The sequence below is a fragment of the Streptomyces sp. NBC_01335 genome (genome assembly GCF_035953295.1).
Classification (GTDB): Bacteria; Actinomycetota; Actinomycetes; order Streptomycetales; family Streptomycetaceae; genus Streptomyces.
Window position 1 is genome coordinate 4,418,530 of record NZ_CP108370.1, and the last position, 26,428, is coordinate 4,444,957.

Consider the following 26,428-nt stretch of genomic DNA (forward strand, 5'->3'; position numbering starts at 1 on the left):
CGCGACGCGGCGGCCGTCTCCGCCCGCGAGGCCCGCCACCGCCCGGCCGAGCTGCACGGCGCCCGGAGCGTCGCCGAACGCATCCGCCCGGTGCTGGCCTCACTGGCCGACCCCGCCATGGGAGTGCCCGAGGACGGCCCGCAGCGCGACCGCGCCCGTGAGCTGCTCAAGGCGGCCGGCTCGGTGCTCGACGCGGCGGCCCGTGCGATCCGGCACGGCGATCCGGTCCGGCTGGGCGGACCGGCGCTGGCGGCGCTGGAGGCGCCCGAGACCGGCGGGCTCACCAGCGGCCCGCCCCGGCGGGCGGCCGACCGGCTGATCGCCCTCCTCCACGACGTCGTGGAGATCGCCGAGGGCGCCGGAACCCGGCACGGCTCGGAAGCCGACCCCGAGTCCCCGCACCGCCGCCGCCCGGGCCTGATCAAGCTCGTCCCGGTCGTGATCGGCCGGATGCGGGGCGAGTTCCACCGCGGCTCGGCGATCCTGCGGCACGCGATCCGGGTCACCGCGGTCGCCACCGTCGGCTACTTCATCGGGGAAGCGCTGCCCCTCGGGCACGGCTACTGGGCGCCGATGGCCGCGGTCATGGTGATGCGGCCGGACTTCTCGCAGACCTACGCCCGCTCGGTGGCCCGCTTCGGCGGCACCATCGTCGGCGTCACGTTCGCCACCGTCGTCGTGCAGGTCGCCGACCCCGGCCCGGAACTCTCCGCCGCGCTCGCCGTCTGCTGCGCCTGGCTGATGTACCTGCTGATGCGCACCGGGTACGCGGTCGGCCAGGTCTGCATCTCGGCGTACGTCGTCTTCCTGCTCGGCATGGCCGGGACCGACTGGTCGCAGACGGTCCCCGAACGCATCGTGCTGACCCTGGTCGGCGGGCTGCTGGCCATGATCTCGTACGCCGTCTACCCGGCCTGGGAGACCCCGCGGCTGCGCAACCGGCTCGCCGAGTGGCTGATCTCGGTCGGCCGGTACGCCGCCACGGTCATCGACCAGTACGCCGAGCCGGCGGCCCGCAGCAACGACGACGTACGGACCGCGCTCATCGCCTCCCGCGAGGCCCGCGTGGAGTGGACGGAGACCCTGAAGAAGGCCCAGTACGAACCGGTGCGGCACCGGGGCATCTCCCGGGCGGCCGCCACCGACGCCCAGCACGCGCTGTCTCAGCTCGGCCGGGCCGCCATGCTGCTGGAGGCCCACCTGCCGGACCGCGCGGCGACCCCCGTGCGCGGCGCGGCGGAACTCGCCGACGCCCTGCGCGGCTCGACCGAGAAGGGGGCCAAGGCGGTACGCGAACGGCGGGTCCCGGAATGGGGGCCGGTCGCCGAATCGGTGGCGTACTGGGACTTTCTCGAAGCGCCCTACGACGAGGAACCCGAACCGGGAGAACCCGTACCCGACCCCGTCGTACGCCGGGGAGCCGCGTTGCTTCTCGACGCGCTGGTGGAATTGTCGTTCGCGCTGGACGACCGGGGAGCCGTGCCCAGCAGCCGGAGAGCCAGACCGTCCGATGAAGGCGGAGAATCCGGAGAAGCCGAAGAAGCCGGCATGGCCGAAGAAGCCGGAGAAGCCGGAGAAGAGGACCGGGCGGAACCGGGATCCCGCTGAAAAGCATGGAAGTGGGGGAGGGCGCTCGGGCGGTGTCCGGCGGCGTTCGCCACAGCGCCACCGCGGTGTCACCGCGGACGCGCCGCAGCGTCCGGCACGGGCCGTGGCCCGCGGATACGGCGGGGACGCGGCAGGGTTGGGGCGGGGGAGATGCCGAGGGGGATACGGGGTGCGGCGGCGGAGATCATCGAACCGGGTCGCCCGGGAGGTCCGCCGGTGACGCACGTGCCATTTGCAGGTGCCATGAATCGCTGTAATCAAAGGACCACCGCGCGTGCACGTGCATTTGCCCATGCATTGGCATGTGAATTACCGCTATGATCCAGGTTGGTTGACGCTTGGTTGACACTTGGACCTTGCAACTCGGGGAGCTTTCTGTGCACGACGTGTACAACGGCATGGCGGCCACAGGACTTCACGGGGTCGTATGGCAGAAGAGCAGACACAGCAACTCCCAAGGATCTTGCGTGGAGTTCGCGAAACTTCCCGGGGGGAATGTGGCCATGCGCAACTCGCGTCACCCGGACGGTCCGGCGCTCGTCTACACGCCGGCGGAGATCGAGGCGCTCCTGCTGGGCGTCAAGGACGGCGAGTTCGACCACCTGGCGTCAGGAGCCTGAGCGAGCACGGCGCGGTACGGTCCCGGGGGCGCGGTAGATTCCCGCAACCGTGACGGGACATGAGCGGCGGGACATGAGCGGCGGGACATGAGGGGGGCCGGAGCGCGACTCCCCCTCGCACTCCGGCCCCCGGTCTTTCGGGTTCCGCCCCCCGCGGGTCCCGTACGTGTCGTGACGGGTCCCCGAAGTGTCGCGCGCACCCGTGCGGGGCGCGGACAGCCCTTCGCTCAGAGGGAGTTGTCGGCCACCTCGCCGTCGTCCGTCAGCAGGAACACCGCCCAGACGACCTTCCCGCGCAGGGGCGCCGGCGCTCCCGGGGTCCCGGGAGCCGGGACCGGGTGCCAGCCCCAGCTGTCGCTGAAGGACTCCACCAGGAACAGCCCCCGGCCGGACTCGGCGGAGTCCTCCGCCTCCCCCGCCACCGGGCTCTCCCGGCTGGGGTCGCGGACCGCGCACACCAGACGGGTGGAACAGCGGGCCAACTGGAGGCGCACCGGAGGGGAGTTCGGGTCACGGGCGACATCGGCGGGCAGCGCGTGGCGCAGGGCGTTGGTCACCAGCTCCGAGACGACCAGGGCGACATCGTCGAAGCGGTCGTCGAGTTGCCACTGATGGAGCGTGCCACGGGTGAAGTGCCGTGCGGAGCCGACCGCTTCGTACCGCGCCGGGAGCGTGATCGATGCCGATGCCGTGATCGCCGCGGGATCGGTGGGGGGCAGGCCACGCCGTAACGGTTCGAGCGTCGTCGATCCATCAGTCCTCATACGAGGTGCTCCCGGGATTCGCGGCTGCGAGCGGCACTGCCTGTGAGCGGTACTGCGGGGACACAGCGGCACAACACGAACGATCACGCAGGTGCGCAAGGGCCATGCTTCCGAATGCTTGAAGCAGATGCAAGGGCAGATGCACGTGCACGCGCCTGACGTGCCCGGTACCGTGGTGGTTCCGGAGTATTTCTTCCGCATGCCATTTTTCACGGCTCCGGCAAGTCTTCCCCTCTCTGTAACCGAATGAGTACGGCCCGAAGCGTTTTGGTGGCAGAATCCGGTTCTCGGGGTTCGGGGGGCCTCGTTGCCCGGGAAGCTATGGGGAGGGTTGTCCAGTGTCGGCAGGCGAGTCGAGTGGATCCGTGGTGCGCCGCATCCTGCTGGGCTCTCAGCTCAGAAGGCTGCGCGAGTCCCGCGGGATCACGCGTGAGGCGGCCGGCTACTCCATCCGGGCCTCCGAATCGAAGATCAGCCGCATGGAGTTGGGACGGGTGAGCTTCAAGGCCAGGGACATCGAGGATCTGCTCACGCTCTACGGAGTCGCGGACGAGGCGGAGCGCGAGTCGCTCCTCGGCCTGGCGCGCGAGGCCAACGTGGCGGGCTGGTGGCACAGTTACGGCGACGTGCTGCCCGGCTGGTTCCAGACGTACATCGGTCTGGAGGGGGCGGCATCCCTCATCCGTATCTACGAAGTCCAGTTCGTGCACGGCCTGTTGCAGACCGAGTCGTACGCGCACGCGGTCGTCTCGCGGGGCATGCGCGGGGCACCCGAGGCGGAGATCGACCGCAGGGTCGCACTCCGTCTGGAGCGGCAGAAAGCGCTCGTCTCCGAGCGCGCACCGGACTTCCACGCGGTGCTCGACGAGGCGGCCCTGCATCGGCCCTACGGCTCACGCGACGTGATGCGCGCCCAGTTGCGGCATCTGCTGGAGATGTCGGAGCACCCCAACGTCTCTCTCCAGGTGATGCCTTTCAGTTTCGGCGGACACGCGGGCGAAAGCGGCGCGTTCACCATGCTGCGCTTTCCCGAATCGGACCTGTCGGACATCATCTTTCTGGAGCAGCTCACCAGCGCGCTCTATCTCGACAAGGCCGAGGACGTCCAGAGTTACGGAAAGGCCATGGCCCAGCTGCGCGCCGACAGCCCCGGGGAGGACGAGACCCGGGATCTCCTCCACAGACTCCTTCAACAGACCTGATCCACGCGTACGATGACGTCCGATCAGGAGTGTGCGAACGCCTGCAGTAAGGGATTGCATGTCCTTCTTCCATGAACTGGCCCATCAGTACATCGATGGCGAATGGCTGACCGGCAGCGGTTCGTGGGACATCATCGACGTCAATCCCTACAACGGCGAGAAGCTCTGCGCCATCACGGTCGCGACGACCGCCGAGGTGGACCGGGCGTACCGGGCCGCCGAGCGCGCGCAGACGGCATGGGCCGACGCCCGTCCGCACGAGCGACAGGCCGTCCTCGTACGGGCGTTGGACGTCGTCGAGGAGCGCGCCGACGAGATCGCCGAGGCCATCGTCGACGAGCTGGGCGGGACGCTGCCCCGGGCGCGGTACGAGATCGATCTCGGCCGTGAGCTCCTCCGCGAGGCGATACGCCAGGCCGTCCGCCCGGTCGGCGGGCTGCTGCCCGCGGCGGTGGACGGCAAGGAGAACCGGCTCTACCGGCGACCCGTCGGGGTCGTCTCCGTCATCAACGCCTTCAACTTCCCCTTCGTCGTGGCGATGAAGTCCGTCGCGCCGGCCCTGGCGCTCGGCAACGCGGTCGTGATGAAGCCGCACCAGAACGCACCCGTCGTCGGCGGCGGGCTCGTGGCGCGCGTCTTCGAGGAGGCCGGGCTGCCGCCGGGGCTGCTCAACGTGGTGGTCACGGACAGCGCCGAGATAGGGGACGCGTTCATCGAGCACCCGGTGCCCGCGGTGATCTCGTTCACCGGATCGGACCGGGTCGGCCGCCGGATAGCGGCCAAGGCCGCCCGCCGCTTCAAGCGGTGCGTACTCGAACTCAGCGGCAACAGCGCCCTGGTGGTGCTGGAGGACGCGGACATCGAGGCGGCCGTGGACGCCGCCGTCTTCAGCCGGTTCTTCTTCCAGGGCCAGGTCGGCATGGCCGCCAACCGCATCCTGGTCGACCGCCGGGTGGAGGCGGAGTTCACCGGGCGGTTCGTCGCCGAGGCGGCCCGGATCACCGCCGGGGACCCGCGCGACCCGGCCACCCGTATCGGCCCGGTCATCAACGCCTTCCAGGTCGACGCGCTCACCGGGCTGGTCGATGAGGCACTCGCCGCAGGGGCCACCGCGCTGCTGCGCGGACGTACCCGGGGCAATGTCGTGGAGCCGACCGTGCTGACCGGGGTGCCCGAGGGCTCGCCCCTGCTGTCGCAGGAGCTCTTCGGCCCGGTGGCCGTGCTGATCCCCTTCGACGGGGAGGACGAGGCGGTACGGATCGCCGACGACACCCCGTACGGGCTGAGCGGGGCCGTGCACACCGCCGACGTCGACCGCGGGGTGCGGTTCGCGCGGCGGGTCCGCACCGGCATGTTCCATGTCAACGGTCCCACCGTGCAGGACGACCCGCTGGCCGCCTTCGGGGGCGAGAAGATGTCCGGACTCGGCAGGCGGAACGGCGACGCGGCCGTGGACGCCTTCACGACGACCCACTGGATCTCGGTCCAGTACGGCCGCACGGTCTTTCCTTTCTGAACGCAACAGCGTGTCACGGGCGTTGAGGACCAAAGCTGTCCGCAAGGGCTCGTAGCGTGGGGGTGTCGGTCGGGGCCACGGGGGCACCGGCCCGAGACCCCGGGACGGTCAGCATGGTCACCCACGTGTCCGAATCGCACGGCGACGAGCGCGGCACCCTCCTCGGCTTCGTCGAGGCCCAGCGCGGCGCGATCCGCCGCACCCTCCTCGGGCTGACCGAGGAGCAGGCGGCGAGCCGGCCGACCGCCGGCGAGCTCTCCCTCTCCGGGCTGGCCAAGCACGTCGCCGAGACGGAGCTGAACTGGCTCCGGATGGCCCAGCAGCAGCCCAACGAGAAGGTGCGCACCCAGGAGACCTGGGGGGACAGCTTCCGGCTCGTCGACGACGAGACCGTGCCCCAGGTGCTGGCGTTCTGGGACGGCGTGGCCGCCGAGACCGAGAAGTTCATCCGGTCGGCCCCGGACCTCGGTGCCACCTTCCCGCTGCCCGAGGCTCCGTGGTTCCCGCAGGGAGAGGTGGTCTCCCTGCGGTGGTTCCTGGTCCATCTGGTGGAGGAGATCGCCCGGCACGCCGGTCACGCCGACATCATCCGGGAGTCCCTGGACGGCAAGACCGCCTTCGAGTTGATCGCGGACAGCCGCAAGTAGGCCTGGACAAAGCCCTGTTCAGTGGTGGAACGAGGTCGCGGCACCCTTGTCGTGGCTCAGTGGGCGCGGCTGCTCGCGCAGTTCGGGCAGCAGCGCCCGCAGGTCCTCCAGCAGGAGTTCGGCGAGGTCGGAGGAGAATCCGTTGCGGCAGACGATCCGCAGCACCGACAGGTCCTGCCGGTTGGCCGGGAAGGTATAGGCGGGCACCAGCCAGCCGTGTTCGCGCAGCCGCCGGGACACGTCGAAGACGTCGTACGCCGTCACGTCCGGCGCGGTCGTCACGGCGAAGACCGGCAACTCGTCTCCCCGGGTGAGGAGCTGGAAGTCGCCGAGGGCCTCGATCCGTGTCGCGAGGCCCCGGGCGACGTCGCGGGAGGTCTGCTGGACGGCGCGGTAGCCCTCCCGGCCCAGCCGCAGGAAGGTGTAGTACTGCGCGACGACCTGGGCGCCCGGCCGGGAGAAGTTCAGCGCGAAGGTGGGCATGTCGCCGCCGAGGTAGTTCACCCGGAAGACGAGCTCCTCGGGGAGGTCCTCGGGTGTCCGCCAGAGCGCCCAGCCGACGCCCGGGTAGACCAGGCCGTACTTGTGGCCCGAGGTGTTGATGGAGGACACCCGGGGGAGCCGGAAGTCCCACACCAGGTCCTCGTCGACGAAGGGCGCGACCATGGCGCCCGAGGCGCCGTCGACGTGCACCGGGATATCGAGCCCGGTCCGCTCCTGGAGGGCGTCCAGCGCCTCGCAGAGTCCGGCGATCGGCTCGTAGGACCCGTCGAAGGTGGAGCCGAGGATGCCGACGACCCCGATGGTGTTCTCGTCGCAGAGGTCGGCGGCGCCCTGCGGGTCGATGTGGAAGCGGTCGCCCTCCATGGGGACGAGCCGGGCCTCGACCTCCCAGAAGTTGCAGAACTTCTCCCAGCACACCTGTACGTTGACGCCCATCACCAGGTTGGGCCGCGCGGTGGCCGGATAGCGGTCCGGGTTCTTCGCCGCCCAGCGCCGCTTCAGGGCCAGCCCGGCGAGCATGCAGGCCTCGCTGGAGCCGGTCGTGGAACAGCCCACGGCGGTGGACGGGTCGGGGGCGTTCCACAGGTCGGCGAGCATCGCGACGCACCGGCGCTCCAGTTCGGCGGTGCGCGGGTACTCGTCCTTGTCGATCATGTTCTTGTCCCGGCACTCCGCCATCAGCACCCCGGCCTGGGGTTCCATCCAGGTGGTGACGAAGGTGGCGAGGTTGAGCCGGGAGTTGCCGTCGAGCATCAGCTCGTCGTGGACGAGCCCGTACGCGGTGGACGGCGGGAGCGGGCCGTCCGGCAGCCGGTGCGTCGGCGGGGCCGAGGTCATGCCGGCCGTCGGATCGGCCTCCCCGAAGAAGGGGTTGAGGGCCAGCTTCCGGCCCGTGCCGGACCCGTCCTTGCCGTGTGATCCCTTGTGGAGCGCCATGCGGCACGTCCTCTCGGTTCGCGGAGCCCCCTCCCCGCCGCCGGGTCAGCCCTCGGCGGCGAGACCGGCCTTGATGGCCCGGGTGAACTTCACGACGCGCTCGGCCTGGACGCGCGCCGCCGTCAGCGTCTGCTCGCCGACCGGGATGTCCCCCTGGCCGGCGACGTGCGAGGTGCCGTACGGGTTGCCGTCGACGAACTTCGACGGGTCGGTGTACCCGGGGGCGACGAGGATGCCGCCGAAGTGGTGGATGGTGTTGTAGAGCGCGAGCAGCGTCGACTCCTGGCCGCCGTGCGCGGTGGCGCTGGAGGTGAAGCCGCTGTAGACCTTGTCGGCCAGCGCTCCGGCCTGCCAGAGCCCGCCGAGGGTGTCGATGAACTGCTTGAGCTGGGCGGCGAGGTTCCCGTACCGGGTGGGCGAGCCGAAGATCACCGCGTCGGCCCAGACGATGTCGTCGGCGACGACCTCGGCGATGTCGGTGGTCGCCCGCACGTTGGCGGCCCAGGCGGGGTTGGAGTCGATCGCGGCCTGCGGGGCGAGCTCGGCGGCCCTGCGCAGCCGTACGTCGGCGCCGGCCTTCTCCGCGTCCTCGGCGAGGGCCCTGGCGATCGTCGCGATGGTGCCGGTCGAGGAGTAGTAGACGACGGCGACATTGACGGGCGTGGACATGCGAGATCCTCCGGGCGTCGGGTGGTGAGGGCCGTACGGCGGGAGTTCTCGTGCGGCTCCAAGAGGCCGTACGCATGTGACGATACGGACAAATGGCCCATTCGGCACGTCCGGCGGGAGGGCCGGTGCGGCACGGCGCCGTACGGCCCCGCGCCGTGCCGTACGGGCCCCGCGCAGTGCCCCAGCACCCCCTGCGCCATGCCGTACGGGCCCTCATCGCAGCGGCGTACCGTCCTCGTGCAGCTGCATCTGGGGCCGCCCGGTCACCAGGAGCCAGGCGGGCAGGGTCGCCACGCAGAGCACCGGCAGCACCGTCAGGTCGCTCACCAGCACCGCGGCCATGAAGAGGCTCAGCCAGCCCTGCCGGGTGACCGCGAGGACCAGCCCCAGTACCGCGCAGGAGACGGCGAGCGCGGGCGGCACCGCGTCGACCAGCGCGTGCGCGCAGAGCCCCAGGGCCGCCCCGGCGAAGACCGCCGGGAAGATCCGGCCGCCCCGGAAGCCGCAGGTGGCGGCCACCACCAGCGCCGCCATCTTCACCACCGCCATCGCGGCGAACTCCCCGGCCGACCAGCCGTCGGGCGACGCGGCCAGCTCCTCCACCTCCTCCAGCCCCTTGAAGAGGGTCAGATGGCCACCCAGAGCGCCCAGCAGCCCGAGCACGAGCCCGCCGGCGGTGATGGCGAGCACCGGGTGCCGCAGCGCCTTGAACGCCCGGTGCGTCCACGGCGCCGCCAGCACCCCGGCCATGCCCAGCACGGCCCCCGCCGAGGCGATCACCAGCGCGGCGAGCAGGTCGCCCCAGCCGGTGTGGGTGTAGTCCGGCAGTGACAGGTCGAAGCTGGGGTGATCGGCCAGCGTCATGGTCAGCGCCCCCGCCGTACCCGCCGCGAGCGGGCCGAAGAGGCGGTCCCAGAGCGCCCCGGGGCCCGGCTGGGAGGCGAGGACCTCGGAGAGGATCAGGGCGGCGGCGACCGGGGTGCCGAAGAGGGCGCCGACGGTGCCCGCCGCTGCGAGCCCCACCCACAGCTCGCCCGGCGCGTCGGGGGCCAGCCGCCGGCCCAGCCAGAAGGCGAGCGCGATGTTCGCCTCGGTGATCGGGTTCTCCGGTCCGAGGCTCACCCCGCCGGCCAGTGCCAGCACGGTGACCAGCAGCAGCCCCGGTACGACGTCGGGGGCGAGCGGGGGGCCGACCAGCCCGGTGGTGGCCGGATCGGGGCCCGCGTGGCCGTGCACCAGATGGACGGTGATCCCCACCGCGACACCGGTCGCCGTGAGCATGACGATCATCCAGAGCGAGGAGAACCGGCCGATCCCCAGCGCGTCCGGAAGGGTCTCCCAGAGCACGTCCTGGAACTGCTCGGCCAGCAGGCTCACGCCGAGCAGGATCAGCGCCGAGACGACCCCGACCACCAGCGCCGGCAGCACGACGGGCAGCAGCCGCCGGGCGGGCGTGGGCGCGGGGCCGTCACCGGCGGGGGCCGAGGGGAGCGGGGAGCCCGGGGAACCAGGGGAATCCGGGGAGGGGTGCGACGCGGAGGAGGGGGCCACCGGCTCACCCTATCCACGCAAATGCCGCACAAGCCGCTTATCTCTCACGCCTCGCACCACGGCCTGGCGCCATGCCTCGCACCATGCCTGGGGTGCCACGCCTCGCGCCATGCCCGGCAGCACGCCTCGCACCCGCACGAAGCGTGCTGCCGCCCGTCACAGCTCGCTGATCACCGCGGCCGTCCCGTACGCGCAGACCTCGGTGCCCACGTCCGCCGCTTCGGAGACGTCGAAGCGCATCATCAGCACCGCGTTGGCGCCGCGCGCCCGCGCCTGCTCGACGAGGCGCTCCATCGCCTGGTTGCGGGTCTCCACGAGGGTCTTGGTCAGTCCCTTCAGCTCGCCGCCGATCATCGACTTCAGCCCGGCGCCGATCTGGCTGCCCAGGTGGCGGGAGCGCACGGTCAGCCCGAACACCTCGCCGATCACCCGGGTCACCTGGTGCCCGGGTACGTCGTTCGTGGTGACGACGAGCACGTCCGCGTGGTCGCTCTGGCCGCCGCCGTAATCCTCGATGCCCATGGGTGACACCTCCTGGGGACCAGCTTTGCCCCGGCCGGTGCCGTGCGCACGCCCACCGCGGCCACTGGAACCCGGAGCATCCCCGGGGCGTTGATAGCTTGGGGCGGCCACGCAGCCCCCATCGATCGATCCTGGAGCCCGGACCCTTGAATACGCTTGCGCTCGGCCCGAGCTGGCTGGACCCGGACTATCTGATCAACACCTTCGGACTCCCCGGCGTCCTCCTCATCGTGTTCGCCGAGTCCGGACTGCTGATCGGGTTCTTCCTGCCCGGCGACTCCATCCTGTTCACCACGGGTCTGCTGGTGACCACGGGCCAGCTGCACTACCCGCTCTGGCTGGTCTGTCTCCTGATCGGGATCGCCGCGATCGTCGGGGACCAGGTCGGCTATCTCTTCGGCCGGAAGGTGGGCCCGTCCCTCTTCAACCGGCCGGACTCCAAGCTCTTCAAGCAGGAGAACGTCGAGAAGGCGCACGAGTTCTTCGAGAAGTACGGCCCGAAGTCGCTGGTCCTGGCCCGTTTCGTGCCGGTGATCCGCACCTTCACGCCGATCATCGCCGGTGTCAGCCGGATGAACTACCGCTCGTTCCTGGTGTTCAACATCATCGGCGGCGTCCTCTGGGGCGTCGGGGTGACCGTGCTCGGAGCGGTGCTCGGCAAGATCGAGTTCGTGCACAAGAACATCGAGGCGATCCTCGTCCTGATCGTGCTCATCTCCGTGGTGCCGATCGCGATCGAGTTCCTGCGGGCCCGCTCCAAGTCGAAGAAGGCCGCCGCGAACCGCGAGGACGACGACCGCCCCGGCAGCAACCCCTCCGACGGCCCCTCCGGCAGCTCGCCCGCCGGCCGCCGCGGCGGCCGTCACGCCAAGCGCTGACACCCGCCCGCACAGCCCTGGTACGGCGCCCCTCCCGGTACGACACGGGACGGGCGCCGTTTCGCGTACGCCGGGGCCATGCGCGAGGTCTCAGAACCCGCGGGTGCGCTTCGCGGCCCGGCGGCCCGCGCCCGTCTCCGTACCCGGTACCCGCATGAAGAGCCGGGAGATCTCGCTCCCGAGGTTCACCCCGATCGCGATGGCCAGCGCCGTCGCCACCGCCGTGGAGAGCGAGGCGAGCCCCCGGTCCAGCTCGCCCTGGGCCACGCCCAGCAGCCCGAAGTACGTCGCCGAACCGGGCAGCAGCGGGCCGATGGCCGCTGTGATGAAGGGCAGCGAGGAGGTGTAGCGGTAGCGCGAGAAGAGCTGCCCGAACAGGCCCACCAGGCCGGCCGCCACCGCCGTCGCCGCGACCGGCGAGAGGTCGCCGGTGCGGGCCATCGCCCCGTAGATGATCCAGGCCACCCCGCCGTTCAGGGTCACCGCGAGCACGGTGGACCGCTCCTGCTGGAGCAGGATCGCGAACGCCAGGCTCAGCGCCATCGACGCCAGGATCTGGAGCACCGGGCGGTCATGGGCGACGAAACGTTCCTCCGGATTGAGGGTGGCGCCCAGCTGGAGCCCCAGATAGAGCACCACCAGCACCCCGACCACGATCCCGATGAAGAAGTACATGACTTCCAGCAGGCGCGCGGCGGCGGTGATGTAGTAGCCGGTCAGCCCGTCCTGCACGCCCGCCACCAGGGCCCGCCCCGGCAGCAGCGCGAAGAGCCCACCGGTGATCACGGCGGACGGCCGCACATCGCTCCAGTGGGTGAGCGTCAGCGCCACCCCGAGCGCGGCGGGCGGCATCGCGGCGGCGGTGAACTGGTAGAACTCCGGCAGCCCGCGCCCCGCGCAGAACCAGGCGAGCCGGTCGCCGAGCATCGCGCCGGCCGCCGCCACGAAGAACACCACCACGCCACCGCCGACCAGCACCGACGCCGCCCCGGCGAGCAGCCCGGCGGCCGCCGTGAGCGCCCAGCCGGGGAAGGGGTGGCGGTTGCGCCGGATCTCCGCCAGCCGCCGGTACGCCTCCTCCAGCGAGACGTCCACGTCCTCGGTGGTGATGTCGTCGATCAGCCGGAAGACGGCCGCCAGCCGGTTGTAGTCGGTGCCCCGGCGGCGCACCGTGCGGCTCGCCGTGACCGGGTCCTCGACCAGCGAGGGCTGGTGCGAGATGGAGAGCAGCGTGAAGGTGACGGTCGGCTCGCACCGGTCCAGACCGTAACTACGGGTCACCGCGAACATCGCGGCCTCCACGTCCTCGGCACCCTCGCCCCCGGCCAGCAGCAGCTCGCCGATACGGAGCGTCAGGTCGAGCACCCTCGGCACGGCGGGGCCCGAGTCGTCCGTCCGCTGGACGCTCTCCGCCGCGGGGCGTTCGGTGACCGGCATCCGGAGCATGGTGCGCATCCGGTCCTGCCAGGGCGCTTCCTTGGTCAGCCGGACCATCGGGATGCCCTGCGCCGGGGTGAACGCGGGCGTCTGGCTCGCGTCGTACGACCGGGGCGGGGTGAAGGCCGAGGCGCCGGTGTCCGAGTCGGAGAGGTTCTTTCCCGCCCGTCCCGGACCGGAAGCGGAACCCGTCCCGGGCGGCTCCGGCTGCACCCCGGCCGGTACCGCGAACTCCGAGGTCGGCTGGTCGTCTTCGAGCGGCAGCACGGGCTGCTCCACCCCGGCGGGCGCGGTGAACGCACTGTGCGCCTCGTCGGACTGGGGCTTCTGGTCCTCCGGACCGCCCTGCTCCGCCACTGCTGGACCTCGCTCTTCCTGGCCTGATGCGTCCTGGCCGCACTCCTGCCCAGTATGGGCACGGACAAGGGACCCGCACGCGAAACGGGCGGCACACCGATGAGGTGTACCGCCCGTTCACGCTGTCCTCAGGCCGTCGACGAAGACTCTCGAGTCTCCGTCAGGACCGGCCCCGCCACCCGTACGGAAGCGGAACCGGAAGGTCCTGTGAAGGGGACCGCGTCAGTGCGCGCCGCCCTGGTCCTGCAGACGCTTGTAGGAGGCCTCGATCTCGGCCTCGGCCGCGGCACGGCCGACCCAGTCGGCGCCCTCGACGGACTTGCCCGGCTCCAGGTCCTTGTAGACCTCGAAGAAGTGCTGGATCTCCAGGCGGTCGAACTCCGACACGTGCTGGATGTCCTGCAGGTGCTCGACGCGCGGGTCCGACGCGGGGACGCACAGCAGCTTGTCGTCGCCGCCGGCCTCGTCCGTCATGCGGAACATGCCGATGGCGCGGCACTTGATGAGGCATCCGGGGAACGTGGGCTCGTCCAGGATGACCAGCGCGTCCAGCGGGTCGCCGTCCTCGCCGAGAGTGTTCTCGACGAAGCCGTAGTCGGCCGGGTAGCTGGTCGAGGTGAAGAGTCGACGGTCCAGGCGGATCCGACCGGTCTCGTGGTCCACCTCGTACTTGTTCCGCGAACCCTTCGGGATCTCGATGGTGACGTCGAACTCCACGGGTGGCTCCTCCATGATCAACACATACGACTGGTGGTTAAGTGTCCCCCACGCAGATGTGTGCTCGCGAAAGGGGCTGGTCAACGGTGGCCGAGCCGGTGGATGAACCGTCGAAGGAACCGTCGGACCCCTGGGGCAAGCTGAAGGGCCTGGCCGGAAAACCGGCCCTGCCGGACAACTGGCGGCTCGTCGCAGGCTCCGCGGTTCTCGGCCTGGTGGTCGCCGCCGGCGCCGTGTTCGCCGCCGGCCCCTGGGACAACGGTCAGCGTACGGCCGAACGCGCCCGGGCAGCCGGCCAGAGCCGTACAGGTGACACAGCTCACCGCGGTTCGGCGGCGGGCCCCGCGGCGCCGGCGCCCGCTCCCAGCGCCGCCGCGGTGCTCGCAGCCCTCAACGCCGGCCGCGCCCCGGCCGGGGCGGCGGTGGCGCCGGCCAAGGAGCTGGACCGGCTGATCAAGGCCTCCGCGCTCGGCACCCGTACGACGGCCGTCGTCGTGGACACCGCCACCGGCAAGCAGGTCTACGCCCGCGCGGCCGGTACGCCGATGACCCCCGCCTCCACCATCAAGATCGCCACCACGGTCGCCGCGCTCTCGGAGCTCGGCCCCGACCACCGCATCGACACCACCGTGCGCGCCTCGCCCGACCTGCGCACCGTCACCCTCGTCGGCGGCGGCGACCCCACCCTGGACGAGGCCGGACTGCGCGCGCTGGCCCGGTCCACCGCCAAGGCCCTCGACGACCGGAAGGTGCGCGAGGTCGTCCTCACGTACGACGCCTCCGCCTACTCCGGGCCCGCCCGTCACCCCATCGGCCCCAACGACAACATCGCGCCGGTGAGCGCGCTGATGGTCCGTGAGGGCCGGCTCGACAGGAGCGACCACGGGCCCGCCGCACGCTCCGGTGACCCCGCCGCCGACGCCGCACACCTGTTCGCCGGGTACCTGAAGGACAGCGGCGTGAAAACGACCGGCGAACCCCGCTCCCACCGGCCCGCCGCCAAGGCGACCACCCTCGCCACCCACCGCTCCCAGCCGCTCTCCGCCCTGGTCGAACGGACCCTCACCAACAGCGACAACGACCTCGCCGAGGCCCTCGCCCGGCAGACCGCCATCGGCGCCGGCCGCCCGGCCGGCTTCGACGGGGCCCGCGCCGCGGTCACCGCCCGGCTGAAGAAACTCGGCCTGCCGGTCACCGGCGTCCGGCTGGGCGACGGCAGCGGACTCGACCGGAACGACAAGGTCTCCGCCGCCCTCCTGGCGGGCCTCCTCGCTCGCGCGGCGGACCCCGCCCACCCCGAACTCCGCCCCGTCCTCACCGGACTCCCGGTGGCCGGGTTCAGCGGCACGCTCGACGCCCGCTACGGCGAGAAGTCGGGCGGCGCCGGACTCGTACGGGCCAAGACGGGCACCCTCACGGGCGTCAACGCGCTGGCCGGCACGGTCGTGGACCCCCGCGGGCGGCTGCTCTCCTTCGCCTTCCTCACATCCGGCACCACCGCCCCCGGTGACGCCGAGAGGGCCCTCGACGACCTCGCCACGGCCCTGGCCACCGGCACCGGCTGACGCCCCCGCGACGCCGTCGCCCGATGCGGGCGCCGGCCGTCGACGCCCCACCACGGGAGCGCACCCTCACGTACGGTTGACGCATGACGAGCATCGGTGGTGCCGAGATGGTCGACTGGAATCTCGCGGTGGCGACCGCGACCCGGCTGGTACGCCCGGGTCCCGAGATCGACCGCGAGGAGGCGCGCGCCGTCGTCGCGGAGCTGCGCCGCCACGCCAAGGCCTCGGAGGAACACGTCCGTTCCTTCACCCGGATGATCCCGCAGGGCCCCGGGGCCCCCGCCCCGGCCGACACCCCCGTCCTGGTCGTGGACCGGGCCGGCTGGATCAAGGCCAACGTCGCGGGGTTCCGCGAACTCCTGCGCCCGCTGCTCTCCAAGATGCAGGAGCGGCGCGGCAACGGCCCCGGCCAGAGCGTCATCGGGGCCGTCGGCGGCAAGGTGACCGGCGTCGAACTCGGCATGCTGCTCTCCTTCCTCGCCTCCCGGGTGCTCGGCCAGTACGAGACCTTCGCCCCCGCGAGCCGGGAGCTGCCCGCCCTCGACCAGGGCGGCGGCCGGCTGCTCCTGGTCGCCCCGAACATCGTCCACGTCGAGCGCGAACTCGGCGTGGACCCGCACGACTTCCGGCTCTGGGTGGCCCTCCACGAGGAGACCCACCGCACCCAGTTCACCGGGGTGCCCTGGCTGCGCGACCACCTCCGGGGCGAGATCCAGTCCTTCCTGGACCAGACCGACGTGGACCCCGCCACCTTCGTCGAACAGCTGCGCGAGGCCGTGCAGTCGCTCGTCGGCGGGCGGCCCGAGGGCGAGCGCGGCGAGGGCGGCGGACGCAGCCTGGTCGAACTCGTCCAGACGCCCGCCCAACGCGAGATCCTCGGCCGGCTCACCGCCGTGATGTCCCTGCTGGAGGGGCACGCCGACTTCGTCATGGACGGCGTCGGACCCGACGTGGTCCCCTCGGTCGCCGAGATCCGCGAGAAGTTCCAGCAGCGCCGCGCGCGCGGTGCGGGCCGCCTCGACCTGGCCCTGCGCAAACTGCTCGGCATGGACGCGAAGCTCCGTCAGTACCGCGACGGCGAGCGGTTCGTGAGCGCCGTCGTCGCCGAGGTCGGCATGGACGGGTTCAACCGGGTGTGGACCTCGCCCAACACCCTCCCCACGAAGGCCGAGATCGCCTCCCCCGCGGACTGGGTCGCGCGCGTGCACCGTAAGGCAGATTCGTGATCTTGACGCGGCCCACGACCGGATGAAGGTCCCCCAATCACCCATCCGAGGGACCATGAGGGCATGGGAAGCCGTGCAATGCTCGGTGAGCAGCTTGCCTCTGTCACCATCGACGCACTCTGAGTGACGTCAGGGAGGGCACGTCGCCGTCCCGCCTCTCGGAGGCACCCCCCAGAACTCCAGAAGGGCACCGGACATGGGTCCCCATCCTGCGGTCGCGGCGATACGCCTGGCGGTCCGCCGCGTACTCCACGACGTACTCACCGAACACACCCTCCGCACCGGTCAGGGTCTCCACCCCGACCGGGTCCAAAACCCCCGCCTCGCCGAAGCCGGCGGAGCCGGCCGGACGGCCTTCCCCGAACGGCCCGCAGTCGCCCACCGCCCGCTCGTTCTGGTGGCCTGCTCCGGCGGTGCCGACTCCATGGCGCTCGCCTCCGCCCTCGCCTTCGAGGCCCGCAAACTCGACGTCCGGGCCGGCGGCATCACCGTCGACCACAACCTCCAGACCGGCAGCGGACTGCGCGCCGCCGAGGTCGTCACCCGGCTGACCGCCATGGACCTCGACCCCGTCGAGGCCGTCGCCGTCCACGTCGGACGCGAAGGCGGCCCCGAAGCCGCCGCCCGCGACGCCCGCTACGCCGCGCTGGACGCCGCCGCCGAGCGCCACGGCGCCGCCACGATCCTGCTCGGCCACACCCGTGACGACCAGGCCGAGACGGTGCTGCTCGGGCTCGCCCGGGGCTCCGGCATCCGCTCGCTCTCCGGCATGGCCGCCGCCTCCGGGCCGGCCGGCCGCTACCGCCGCCCGTTCCTCCAGCTCGACCGGCAGACCGTCCGCAAGGCCTGCCTGGTGCAGTCCCTCCCCGTCTGGGACGACCCGCACAACGCCGACCCCGCCTACACCCGCTCCCGCCTCCGCCACGAGGGCCTGCCCGCCCTGGAGAAGGCCCTCGGCAAGGGTGTCGTCGAGGCGCTCGCCCGTACGGCCCAGCTCTCCCGGGACGATGCCGACGCCCTGGACGGCTGGGCCGCCGAGGCGGAGCGCGCCGTGCGCGACGACGACGGCGAGCTGGACTGCGCCAAGCTCTGGGCGCTGCCGCCCGCCGTACGCCGCCGGGTACTGCGCCGCGCCGTCATCGACGCGGGCGCCCCGGCCGGTTCGCTCTTCGCCCGGCACGTCGAGGAAGTGGACCGGCTGATCACCGGCTGGCGGGGCCAGCGCGCCCTCAACCTGCCCGGCCGCGTCGAAGCCCGGCGGCAGGGTGGCAGACTGGTCATCCGGCAGAGCTGAAGAGCAAGCGGCTGAAGTGCAGGCGAGACGGCCGGCCGGGCCCGGGTGACACACACCGGGCCGGGCGGGCGAAGAAAGAGACGCGGGTGAACGAGAAGGACATGGGCAGCGACCTCCAGTCGGTGCTCCTCACGAAGGAAGAGATCGACGCGAAGCTCGTCGAGCTGGCCGCCAAGATCGACGCGGAGTACGCGGGCAAGGATCTGCTCCTCGTCGGGGTCCTCAAGGGCGCGGTGATGGTCATGGCCGACCTGGCGCGCGCGCTGTCCACTCCCGCCACGATGGACTGGATGGCCGTCTCCTCGTACGGCGCGGGCACCCAGTCCTCCGGCGTCGTCCGCATCCTCAAGGACCTGGACACCGACATCAAGGGCAAGCACGTCCTGATCGTCGAGGACATCATCGACTCCGGGCTGACGCTCTCCTGGCTGCTCTCCAACCTGGGGTCGCGCGAGCCGGCGAGCCTGGAGGTCTGCACCCTGCTGCGCAAGCCGGACGCCGCGAAGGTCGCGATCGACGTGAAGTGGATCGGCTTCGACATCCCCAACGAGTTCGTCGTCGGCTACGGGCTGGACTACGCGGAGAAGTACCGCAACCTCCCGTTCGTCGGCACCCTCGCCCCGCACGTGTACGGCGGCTGACACCCCGCCGGGAGAACGGCCCCCTGCCGCACGCCGGCCGGGGGCCGTCCCGGGAACACGGCGGCGCCGGGAACCCTTACCGCGCTCCCGCCGTTGAAGGTCTCGAATAAGGGTTTCCGGTACGTCCTCGGCGGTCGCAGGCCACAATGCTGGGGTACGGTCCGAAGAGCAGTCTCAATCTCACAGCAGCATTTACCTACGGGCAGGAGGGACGGGGCGACTTCGCTCCGTATGGATGGACGTGAAGCGATACTTCCGTGGGCCGGTCATGTGGATCGTGCTGGCCGTCCTCGCCGTGGTCGTGCTGATGAATGTCGTCGGCCAGTCCGGCGGCTACAAGACGGTGGACACCGCCAAGGTGGTCCAGGCGATCAGCAAGAACCAGGTGGAGTCGGCCAAGCTGACCACCGGTGACGAACAAATCCTCAAGATCGAGCTGAAGGACGGCGAGAAGCTCAAGGGCGAGTCCGGCAGCAAGTTCCAGGCCAGCTACATCGGCAGCCAGGGCGTCGATCTCGCCGAGACGATGCAGCAGAAGTTCGAGAACGGCGACATCGAGAAGGGTTACACCGTCTCGCCGTCGAAGCAGTCGCCGTTCCTCTCGATCCTGCTGTCGCTCCTGCCCTTCGTCCTCATCGTGGTCATCTTCCTGTTCCTGATGAACCAGATGCAGGGTGGCGGCTCCAAGGTCATGCAGTTCGGCAAGTCCAAGGCCAAGCTGATCACCAAGGACACGCCGAAGACGACGTTCGCCGACGTGGCGGGCTCGGACGAGGCCGTCGAGGAGCTCCACGAGATCAAGGAGTTCCTCCAGGAGCCGGCGAAGTTCCAGGCCGTCGGCGCCAAGATCCCGAAGGGCGTCCTGCTCTACGGGCCGCCCGGTACGGGCAAGACCCTGCTCGCGCGCGCCGTCGCCGGCGAGGCGGGCGTGCCGTTCTACTCGATCTCCGGCTCCGACTTCGTCGAGATGTTCGTCGGTGTCGGCGCCTCCCGGGTGCGCGACCTCTTCGAGCAGGCCAAGGCGAACGCCCCGGCGATCGTCTTCGTCGACGAGATCGACGCCGTCGGCCGCCACCGCGGCGCCGGCATGGGCGGCGGTCACGACGAGCGCGAGCAGACGCTCAACCAGCTGCTCGTCGAGATGGACGGCTTCGACGTCAAGGGCGGCGTGATCCTGATCGCGGCGACCAACCGGCCGGACATCCTCGACCCGGCGCTGCTGCGCCCGGGCCGGTTCGACCGCCAGATCGCCGTGGACCGCCCGGACATGCTGGGGCGCCTGGAGATCCTCAAGGTGCACAAGAAGGGCAAGCCGGTGACGGAGGACGTCGACCTCAACGCCGTCGCCCGCCGCACTCCCGGCTTCACCGGTGCCGACCTGGCGAACGTGCTGAACGAAGCTGCGCTCCTCACGGCGCGCGGCAACAAGAAGCTGATCGACAACTCCACCCTGGACGAGGCGATCGACCGCGTCGTGGCCGGCCCGCAGAAGCGGACCCGGATCATGTCCGAGAAGGAGAAGAAGATCACCGCGTACCACGAGGGCGGACACGCCCTGGTCGCGGCGGCTTCCCCCCAGTCGGACCCGGTGCACAAGATCACGATCCTCTCCCGCGGCCGTGCCCTCGGTTACACGATGGTGCTCCCGGAGGAGGACAAGTACTCCACGACCCGCAACGAGATGCTCGACCAGCTCGCGTACATGCTGGGCGGGCGTGCGGCCGAGGAGCTGGTCTTCCACGACCCGACCACGGGTGCCGCCAACGACATCGAGAAGGCCAGTGCCACGGCCCGCGCGATGGTGACGCAGTACGGCATGACCGAGCGGCTCGGCGCGATCAAGTTCGGCGGTGACAACACCGAGCCCTTCGTGGGCCGCGAGATGGGTCACCAGCGCGACTACTCGGAAGAGGTCGCCGCGCTCGTCGACGAAGAGGTCAAGAAGCTCATCGAGACCGCGCACAACGAGGCGTGGGAGATCCTGGTCGAGAACCGGGACATCCTCGACACCCTGGTCCTCCAGCTCCTGGAGAAGGAGACCCTGGGCAAGGAGGAGATCGCGGAGATCTTCGCCCCGATCGTGAAGCGCCCGGCCCGCCCGGCGTGGACCGGTTCGGCCCGGCGCACCCCGTCGACGCGTCCGCCGGTGCTCTCGCCGAAGGAGCTCGCCCTGACGAACGGCTCGGCGAGCGCCAACGGATCGGCGGCGTCCTCGGACACCACCGCCGGCACCAAGGACATCTCCTCGGAGGACCGTCCGGAGAGCTGACCCCCGTACCGCACAGGTGTGACGGCCCTCACCCGCCGCCCGCCCGTACCGGAATGGATGCCGCGCCCCCCAGGTTTTAGCCTGTGGGGGCGCGGCTTTTCGTTGGGCCGTGCAGGCACCGCGCAGCCGGCGCGCAGAGGAACGAGGCACAGATGACCGACCCGGTGACGCTGGACGGCGCGTACGCGAACGGCCCGTACGGCGAGTTCGACGAGAAGCGGGCCGAGGCCGCGGTACGGGAGCTGCTGATCGCGGTCGGCGAGGATCCGGACCGCGAGGGGCTCCGGGAGACCCCGGGGCGGGTCGCGCGGGCGTACCGGGAGATCTTCGCGGGGCTCTTCCAGGAGGCCGAGGACGTCCTGACGACCACGTTCGACCTGGGGCACGACGAGATGGTCCTGGTGAAGGACATCGAGGTCTTCTCCACCTGTGAGCACCACTTGGTGCCGTTCCGGGGGGTCGCGCACGTCGGGTACATCCCGGCGACCTCGGGGAAGATCACCGGGCTCTCGAAGCTGGCCCGCCTGGTGGACGTCTACGCCCGCAGGCCGCAGGTGCAGGAGCGGCTCACGACGCAGATCGCCGAGTCCCTGATGGAGATCCTGGAGCCGCGCGGCGTCATCGTCGTCATCGAGTGCGAGCACATGTGCATGTCGATGCGCGGGATCCGCAAGCCCGGGGCGAAGACGATCACCTCGGCGGTGCGCGGACAGCTCCGCGACCCGGCGACGCGGGCCGAGGCTATGAGCCTCATCATGGCGCGCTGAGGGGTACGACGCTGGGGCGTGCGGCGCTGAGGGGTACGACGCCGAGGCGTACGGCGCTCACGCGCGTGGCGCCGGGGGCGTGGCCGGGGCTCAGGCCGCGGCCACGCTCTTGTCGTCGTCGTGGTCCTCGGGGAGCTTGCAGACGTGCTCCAGGAAGAGGGCGGCGGCGATGACGGCGAACGACGCCACCACGGCGGCGGCCGCGTAGATCGCCTGGTCGCGGCGGGGCGGCAGGTCCAGATAGCTCAGCAGGAACACGCCGGTGCCGCCGTACACCCCGGCGACCAGTGCGGCCACCAGGGCACTGGCCTGGCCGAAAACGAGCGCCCGGGCGGCCATCAGCGGTTCGACGCCCTTGGCTCCGGGGCGGCGTTCGCGCTGGGCGCGCAGCCGGGAACGGAGCGAGAGGGCCGTCGCCAGCAGGACCGCGGCGATGGCCGCGAGGACGATCGGTGCGGCGAGCGGGACGCTCGGCAGGGTGCCGAGGGCGTTCCAGAGGCGCGCACCGGCCCAGGACAGCACGCCCGCGCCGGCGAAGAGCCCGGCCAGCACTCGGAGCCGTAGTTGCCTCACCGATCAAGCCGCCCTTCGCCGCCCGCGATTTCCCCGCGATCGTCCGCGATCCGTCCGCGGTCCGTTCGTACGTCCGTCCGTACGTGTGTGCCCAGGGCTGTCCGGGGTCCGGGTGGACCGGGGACAGCCCTCAGAGCCTAACGATTACTCGGGCAGGCGGAGTTCCAGGTCGGCCCGGGGCAGCACGCCGTCCCGCCCGATTCCGGCCAGCAGCTCGGCGACCGGACCGGCGCCCGGCAGCTGCGCCTCGGGGTCCACGTCGTGCCAGGGCGCGAGGACGAAGGCCCGCTCGCCGGCCCGGGGGTGCGGCAGCGTGAGGTGCGGGTCGTCGGAGACCACGTCGGCGTACGCGACGATGTCGACGTCGATGGTGCGGGGCCCCCAGCGCTCCTCGCGGACCCGGTCGAAGGCCTCCTCGATGGCGTGGCCGCGCTCCAGCAGCGAGGACGGCGGCAGCGTCGTCTTCACCACGACCACCGCGTTGAAGTACGACGGCTGGGAACCGGGCTCGACGCCCCAGGGCTCCGTCTCGTACACCGGGGAGACCGCTTTGACCCGGACGCCGGGGGTGTCCTCCAGGGCGTCGATGGCGCCCTGGAGGGTCTCCAGGCGGTTGCCCAGGTTGGAGCCGAGCGAGATCACGGCCCGCTTCGGGTTGGAGAGGGTGATGTCGGCGTCGTCCACCTGCTGGACGACCGAGGCCGGCACCGGCTGGACAGTGGGATCGCTCTGCCCGCGGGCGGAAAATGCTGTCATGCTCGGCTCCGGATGATGGTGATGGTCACGTCGTCGAAGGGGACCGTGATCGGGGCGTCCGGCTTGTGGACGACCACCTCGACCTCGTGGACTCCCTCGTGCTTGAGGCACTGCTGGGCGATGCGTTCGGCGAGGGTCTCGATCAGGTCGACCGGCTCGCCCTCGACGATGGCGACGACCTCTTCCGCGACGACGCCGTAGTGCACGGTCCGCGAGAGATCGTCGGCGGCCGCGGCGGCCCGGGTGTCCAGGCTCAGGGCCAGGTCCACGATGAAGGTCTGGCCCTCTTCGCGTTCCCGGGGGAAGACGCCATGGTGTCCACGGGCCTTGAGGCCGCGCAGCGCGACACGATCCACGCGAATCACTCCTGCTGTTGTTGGTCCACGAGGCGCGGGAACCTTCCTTTCGGAGGGCGCCGGGCCCGCGCGCCCCGGCATACCGGCACCGCGCCCCGGCGAAGACGCCTTCTTCCGAATCTACCCGCGAGCACCGACAGAGCGGGGCCTCGGGTGTGTCCGGTACACGCCCCGCGAGGGGCGTCCGCCGTTCCCACGGGCGCTGGTGTCCGCGTATACCCGCTGTTCCGGGGGCTCAATCCCCCGCGCCGGGAGTGCCTGGAGCGCCGTGAGCGCCGGATGCGGCCGGATCAGGCAGGGGATTCCGGCTCCGGTTCCTCGTCGGACTCGGTCAGGACCGGGGAGCCGTGGTGCGACCAGAGCTTCCAGCCGTCCGGGGTGCGCCGGAACACGTTGGTCGCGACGACGAGCTGGCCGACCAGCGGGCCGACCGTGTCGTCGCCCTCGGCGGGGCCGCCGCTGAGGATGTTCTCCGTGCAGTTGACCAGGGCGGTGTCCCCGGTCATGGCGACGTCCACGTCGGTCAGGATGAACTGGATGTACTCGGTGTTCGCCATGATGAGCGCGTAGCTGCGCAGCACGTCGCCACGGCCCCGGAGCACCGGCCAGCCGGGGTGGACGCAGGAGACCGTGAGGTCCTCGCCGGGCAGCCAGAGACCGGCGAGACGTTCGTAGTCGCCGCTCTCCATCGCCTCGTAGAAGTCGGTGTTCGCCGCTTCCACGGCGGCGACGTCGGTGGCCGCGTCGGGGATGCCGGGGGCGTCGTCCCCGTCGGAGCCCGCGGGCGGCGTGGTCACGCGGCTCCTTCGACGGCGCGGCACACGCGTACGGCATCCGCGCTGGCCCGGACCTCGTGGACCCGGACGGCCCAGGCACCGGCCCGGGCGGAGATCGTGGAGATCGCGGCGGTCGCCGCGTCGCGCTCCCGGGCCGGCGGCGGGGTGCCGTCCGGACCGGCCAGGGTCCGCCCGAGGAACCGCTTCCGGGACGCGGCCACCAGCAGCGGGCGGCCCAGCGCGCGCAGCGCGTCCAGGTGCGCGACGAGCGCCAGGTCCTGGGCGGTGTCCTTGGCGAAGCCGAGGCCCGGGTCGATCACGATGCGCTCGGGTGCGACCCCGCCCGCGACCACGGCGTCCATGCGCTCGCGCAGCTCGGTGACGACCTCGCCCACCACGTCCGTGTACACCGCGCGGGCGTTCATGGACTCGCTGAACCCGCGCCAGTGCATCACGACGAACGGTGCCCCGGTCCCGGCGACCACCCGGACCATGTCCGGGTCGGCCAGACCGCCGCTGACGTCGTTGACCAGCACGCCGCCGGCCGCGATCGACTGTTCGGCGACGCGGGCCCGCATGGTGTCCACGGAGACGACGGCGCCCTCGGCGACCAGACCGCGTACGACGGGCACCACGCGGCGCAGCTCCTCGTCCTCGTCGACCCGGCTCGCCCCGGGCCGCGTCGACTCGCCGCCGACGTCGATCAGGTCCGCGCCGTCGGCCATCAGGGCCAGCCCGCGCTTGATCGCGGCCGTGGTGTCGAACCACCGGCCTCCGTCGGAGAAGGAGTCGGGGGTCACGTTGACGACGCCCATGACCGCACAGCGGTCCCACTCCGGCAGGCCCTCGACCGTGCCCCGTCCGCGCAAGCTACTCATACGTCCAGCGTAGAGCGTGGCGGTACCGGGGCGCGTGCGCCCGGGGCCGCGGACGGCGGCCGGGGCCCCGCGCCTGGTCGGCCCGCGTGCCCGGCCGTCCTCGGTCCCGTCCCCGCCCGGTCAGCCGGCCCGCCCGGACGTCTCCTTCCCCGGCGCCGCCTCCGCCTCGGCCCGGTCCGCCGCGTCGGCGCCGATCGAGCGGCGCAGGGCGGCGTGCAGCCGGTCGGGGGTGAGGGTGCCGAGGTAGCGGCCGGACTCCTCGTCGTCCACGACGGCGATCCACCCCGCGTCGTGCTGGAGCATCGTGGCGAGGGCGCGGCGGAGCGGGGCGCCGAGCGGGAGGCGGGCGTCCAGGGGGCGCAGCCCGTCGCGGACGGTGGCGTCCCTGCCGGGGGGCGACGGTTCGGTCCCGGCGGGCAGCCAGCCCAGCGGGCGGTCCTGGTCGTCCAGCACCACCGCCCACCGGGCGCCGTCCCCGGCGATCCGGGCGGTGGCGTCCCGGAGCGGTTCGCCGGGGCGGGCGACCGGCGGCCGGTCGAGGTCGGCCTCGGCCACGGGGGTGACCGAGAGCCGCTTCAGGCCGCGGTCGGCGCCGACGAAGTCCGCGACGTACGGGTTCGCGGGGGCGCCGAGCACCCGGGCGGGGGAGTCGAACTGCTCGATGCGGCCCTGTCCGTAGACGGCGATCCGGTCGCCGAGGCGTACCGCCTCCTCGATGTCGTGGGTGACGAAGAGGACGGTCTTGCGGACCCGCTCCTGGAGTCTCAGGAACTCGTTCTGGAGGTGCTCGCGGACCACCGGGTCGACCGCGCCGAACGGCTCGTCCATCAGCAGGACCGGCGGATCGGCGGCCAGCGCCCGTGCCACGCCGACGCGTTGGCGCTGGCCACCGGAGAGCTGGTCGGGGTAGCGGTCGCCGTGCACGGACGGGTCGAGGCCGACCAGGTCCAGGAGTTCGGCGGCACGTTCCCGGGCCTTGGCGCGTTTCCAGCCGAGGAGATGGGGAACGGTGGCGGTGTTCTCCAGGACCGTCCTGTGCGGGAAGAGGCCCACTTGCTGGATCACATAGCCGATGCGGCGCCGAAGTTCGACGGGGTCGACGGCGGATATGTCCTCGCCGTCGAGAAGCACGCGCCCCTCGGTCGGTTCGATCAGCCGGTTCACCATCTTCATGGTGGTCGTCTTGCCGCATCCTGACGGGCCGACGAGCGTGACGAGTTCGCCCTCGGCCACCTCGAAGGAGAGCGAGTCGACGGCCGTCGTGCCGTCGGCGTACCGCTTGGTGACGTTCTCGAACCGGATCATGATTTCCCCTTGTGGAGCGCCCTCTGTGACGGGCGTGTTGCTGGAACGGGACGGCCTCCGTGCTGGTCCGTGGACGAGGATAGGCTCGTCCGCG

General features: G+C 71.6%; 25 protein-coding genes. 12 read left to right on the top strand and 13 right to left on the bottom strand.

Features of this window, described 5'->3' with window-relative positions:
• The first annotated feature begins 117 nt into the window (after positions 1 to 117).
• Both OG599_RS18980 and OG599_RS18985 read left to right on the top strand, forming a co-directional pair.
• Positions 118 to 1,608 carry an FUSC family protein gene (locus OG599_RS18980; protein WP_442809693.1) on the top strand — a complete coding sequence of 497 codons (1,491 nt, stop codon included), beginning with the start codon at positions 118 to 120 and terminating at the stop codon, positions 1,606 to 1,608.
• Positions 1,609 to 1,985: 377 nt separating this feature from the next.
• Complete coding sequence (locus OG599_RS18985) at positions 1,986 to 2,228, top strand: DUF397 domain-containing protein (RefSeq protein ID WP_327180091.1); 243 nt, start codon at positions 1,986 to 1,988, stop codon at positions 2,226 to 2,228.
• Positions 2,229 to 2,455: 227 nt separating this feature from the next.
• Here OG599_RS18985 and OG599_RS18990 read toward each other — a convergent pair whose 3' ends face one another.
• The gene (locus OG599_RS18990; protein WP_327177160.1) at positions 2,456 to 2,992 is read right to left on the bottom strand and encodes an ATP-binding protein; all 537 of its coding nucleotides are present in this window, start codon (positions 2,990 to 2,992) and stop codon (positions 2,456 to 2,458) included.
• A 338-nt stretch (positions 2,993 to 3,330) separates the two neighbouring features.
• Between OG599_RS18990 and OG599_RS18995 the strand changes: the two genes are divergently transcribed.
• From OG599_RS18995 to OG599_RS19005, 3 genes are all read left to right on the top strand, one after another.
• Positions 3,331 to 4,194, top strand: coding sequence for a helix-turn-helix domain-containing protein (locus OG599_RS18995; RefSeq protein WP_327177161.1), 864 nt, complete (start codon positions 3,331 to 3,333; stop codon positions 4,192 to 4,194).
• 58 nt (positions 4,195 to 4,252) lie between these two features.
• Positions 4,253 to 5,710 (top strand): aldehyde dehydrogenase family protein, encoded by a 1,458-nt coding sequence (locus OG599_RS19000; protein WP_327177162.1) that lies wholly within the window; start codon positions 4,253 to 4,255, stop codon positions 5,708 to 5,710.
• A 113-nt stretch (positions 5,711 to 5,823) separates the two neighbouring features.
• Positions 5,824 to 6,357 carry a DinB family protein gene (locus OG599_RS19005; RefSeq protein ID WP_327177163.1) on the top strand — a complete coding sequence of 178 codons (534 nt, stop codon included), beginning with the start codon at positions 5,824 to 5,826 and terminating at the stop codon, positions 6,355 to 6,357.
• A gap of 18 nt (positions 6,358 to 6,375) precedes the next feature.
• Here OG599_RS19005 and OG599_RS19010 read toward each other — a convergent pair whose 3' ends face one another.
• From OG599_RS19010 to OG599_RS19025, 4 genes are all read right to left on the bottom strand, one after another.
• A complete protein-coding gene (locus OG599_RS19010) occupies positions 6,376 to 7,797 on the bottom strand; it encodes a glutamate decarboxylase (RefSeq protein ID WP_327177164.1) in 1,422 nt (473 codons plus the stop codon).
• Between the two features lie 45 nt (positions 7,798 to 7,842).
• Positions 7,843 to 8,466: an NAD(P)H:quinone oxidoreductase gene (gene wrbA, locus OG599_RS19015; protein ID WP_327177165.1), complete on the bottom strand. Its 624-nt coding sequence runs from the start codon at positions 8,464 to 8,466 to the stop codon at positions 7,843 to 7,845.
• Between the two features lie 213 nt (positions 8,467 to 8,679).
• The gene (locus OG599_RS19020) at positions 8,680 to 9,894 is read right to left on the bottom strand and encodes an ion channel protein (RefSeq protein ID WP_442809694.1); all 1,215 of its coding nucleotides are present in this window, start codon (positions 9,892 to 9,894) and stop codon (positions 8,680 to 8,682) included.
• A gap of 279 nt (positions 9,895 to 10,173) precedes the next feature.
• Complete coding sequence (locus tag OG599_RS19025) at positions 10,174 to 10,539, bottom strand: YbjQ family protein (RefSeq protein ID WP_327177166.1); 366 nt, start codon at positions 10,537 to 10,539, stop codon at positions 10,174 to 10,176.
• A 146-nt stretch (positions 10,540 to 10,685) separates the two neighbouring features.
• Between OG599_RS19025 and OG599_RS19030 the strand changes: the two genes are divergently transcribed.
• Complete coding sequence (locus tag OG599_RS19030; protein ID WP_327177167.1) at positions 10,686 to 11,417, top strand: DedA family protein; 732 nt, start codon at positions 10,686 to 10,688, stop codon at positions 11,415 to 11,417.
• 90 nt (positions 11,418 to 11,507) lie between these two features.
• Here OG599_RS19030 and OG599_RS19035 read toward each other — a convergent pair whose 3' ends face one another.
• Positions 11,508 to 13,211 carry a threonine/serine ThrE exporter family protein gene (locus OG599_RS19035; protein ID WP_327177168.1) on the bottom strand — a complete coding sequence of 568 codons (1,704 nt, stop codon included), beginning with the start codon at positions 13,209 to 13,211 and terminating at the stop codon, positions 11,508 to 11,510.
• Between the two features lie 222 nt (positions 13,212 to 13,433).
• A complete protein-coding gene (locus OG599_RS19040) occupies positions 13,434 to 13,928 on the bottom strand; it encodes an inorganic diphosphatase (protein WP_327180093.1) in 495 nt (164 codons plus the stop codon).
• A gap of 86 nt (positions 13,929 to 14,014) precedes the next feature.
• On the opposite strand from OG599_RS19040, the gene dacB reads away from it, so the two are divergent.
• The 6 genes from dacB to folE all read left to right on the top strand — a co-directional run bounded on the left by dacB (position 14,015) and on the right by folE (position 21,690).
• Complete coding sequence (gene dacB / locus OG599_RS19045; RefSeq protein ID WP_327177169.1) at positions 14,015 to 15,493, top strand: D-alanyl-D-alanine carboxypeptidase/D-alanyl-D-alanine endopeptidase; 1,479 nt, start codon at positions 14,015 to 14,017, stop codon at positions 15,491 to 15,493.
• Between the two features lie 83 nt (positions 15,494 to 15,576).
• A complete protein-coding gene (locus OG599_RS19050; protein WP_327177170.1) occupies positions 15,577 to 16,719 on the top strand; it encodes a zinc-dependent metalloprotease in 1,143 nt (380 codons plus the stop codon).
• A gap of 196 nt (positions 16,720 to 16,915) precedes the next feature.
• A complete protein-coding gene (gene tilS, locus OG599_RS19055; RefSeq protein ID WP_327177171.1) occupies positions 16,916 to 18,013 on the top strand; it encodes a tRNA lysidine(34) synthetase TilS in 1,098 nt (365 codons plus the stop codon).
• A gap of 101 nt (positions 18,014 to 18,114) precedes the next feature.
• A complete protein-coding gene (gene hpt, locus OG599_RS19060; RefSeq protein ID WP_275496049.1) occupies positions 18,115 to 18,654 on the top strand; it encodes a hypoxanthine phosphoribosyltransferase in 540 nt (179 codons plus the stop codon).
• A gap of 235 nt (positions 18,655 to 18,889) precedes the next feature.
• Positions 18,890 to 20,923, top strand: coding sequence for an ATP-dependent zinc metalloprotease FtsH (ftsH, locus tag OG599_RS19065; RefSeq protein WP_327177172.1), 2,034 nt, complete (start codon positions 18,890 to 18,892; stop codon positions 20,921 to 20,923).
• Positions 20,924 to 21,075: 152 nt separating this feature from the next.
• Complete coding sequence (gene folE / locus OG599_RS19070; protein ID WP_327177173.1) at positions 21,076 to 21,690, top strand: GTP cyclohydrolase I FolE; 615 nt, start codon at positions 21,076 to 21,078, stop codon at positions 21,688 to 21,690.
• A 90-nt stretch (positions 21,691 to 21,780) separates the two neighbouring features.
• Here folE and OG599_RS19075 read toward each other — a convergent pair whose 3' ends face one another.
• The 6 genes from OG599_RS19075 to OG599_RS19100 all read right to left on the bottom strand — a co-directional run bounded on the left by OG599_RS19075 (position 21,781) and on the right by OG599_RS19100 (position 26,334).
• Complete coding sequence (locus tag OG599_RS19075) at positions 21,781 to 22,263, bottom strand: DUF3180 domain-containing protein (protein ID WP_327177174.1); 483 nt, start codon at positions 22,261 to 22,263, stop codon at positions 21,781 to 21,783.
• A gap of 144 nt (positions 22,264 to 22,407) precedes the next feature.
• Entirely contained in the window at positions 22,408 to 23,019 is a 612-nt protein-coding gene (gene folK / locus OG599_RS19080) for a 2-amino-4-hydroxy-6-hydroxymethyldihydropteridine diphosphokinase (protein ID WP_327177175.1), read from the bottom strand.
• Complete coding sequence (folB, locus tag OG599_RS19085; RefSeq protein ID WP_327177176.1) at positions 23,016 to 23,375, bottom strand: dihydroneopterin aldolase; 360 nt, start codon at positions 23,373 to 23,375, stop codon at positions 23,016 to 23,018. Before folB ends, folK begins: the two co-directional genes overlap by 4 nt.
• A 290-nt stretch (positions 23,376 to 23,665) precedes the next feature.
• On the bottom strand, positions 23,666 to 24,172 hold the full coding sequence (locus OG599_RS19090; RefSeq protein WP_327177177.1) for a nuclear transport factor 2 family protein: 507 nt from the start codon (positions 24,170 to 24,172) through the stop codon (positions 23,666 to 23,668).
• Positions 24,169 to 25,029 carry a dihydropteroate synthase gene (gene folP / locus OG599_RS19095; protein WP_327177178.1) on the bottom strand — a complete coding sequence of 287 codons (861 nt, stop codon included), beginning with the start codon at positions 25,027 to 25,029 and terminating at the stop codon, positions 24,169 to 24,171. The genes OG599_RS19090 and folP overlap by 4 nt, the downstream gene beginning before the upstream one ends.
• Positions 25,030 to 25,149: 120 nt before the next feature.
• A complete protein-coding gene (locus tag OG599_RS19100) occupies positions 25,150 to 26,334 on the bottom strand; it encodes an ABC transporter ATP-binding protein (protein ID WP_327177179.1) in 1,185 nt (394 codons plus the stop codon).
• Between the last annotated feature and the right edge of the window lie 94 nt (positions 26,335 to 26,428).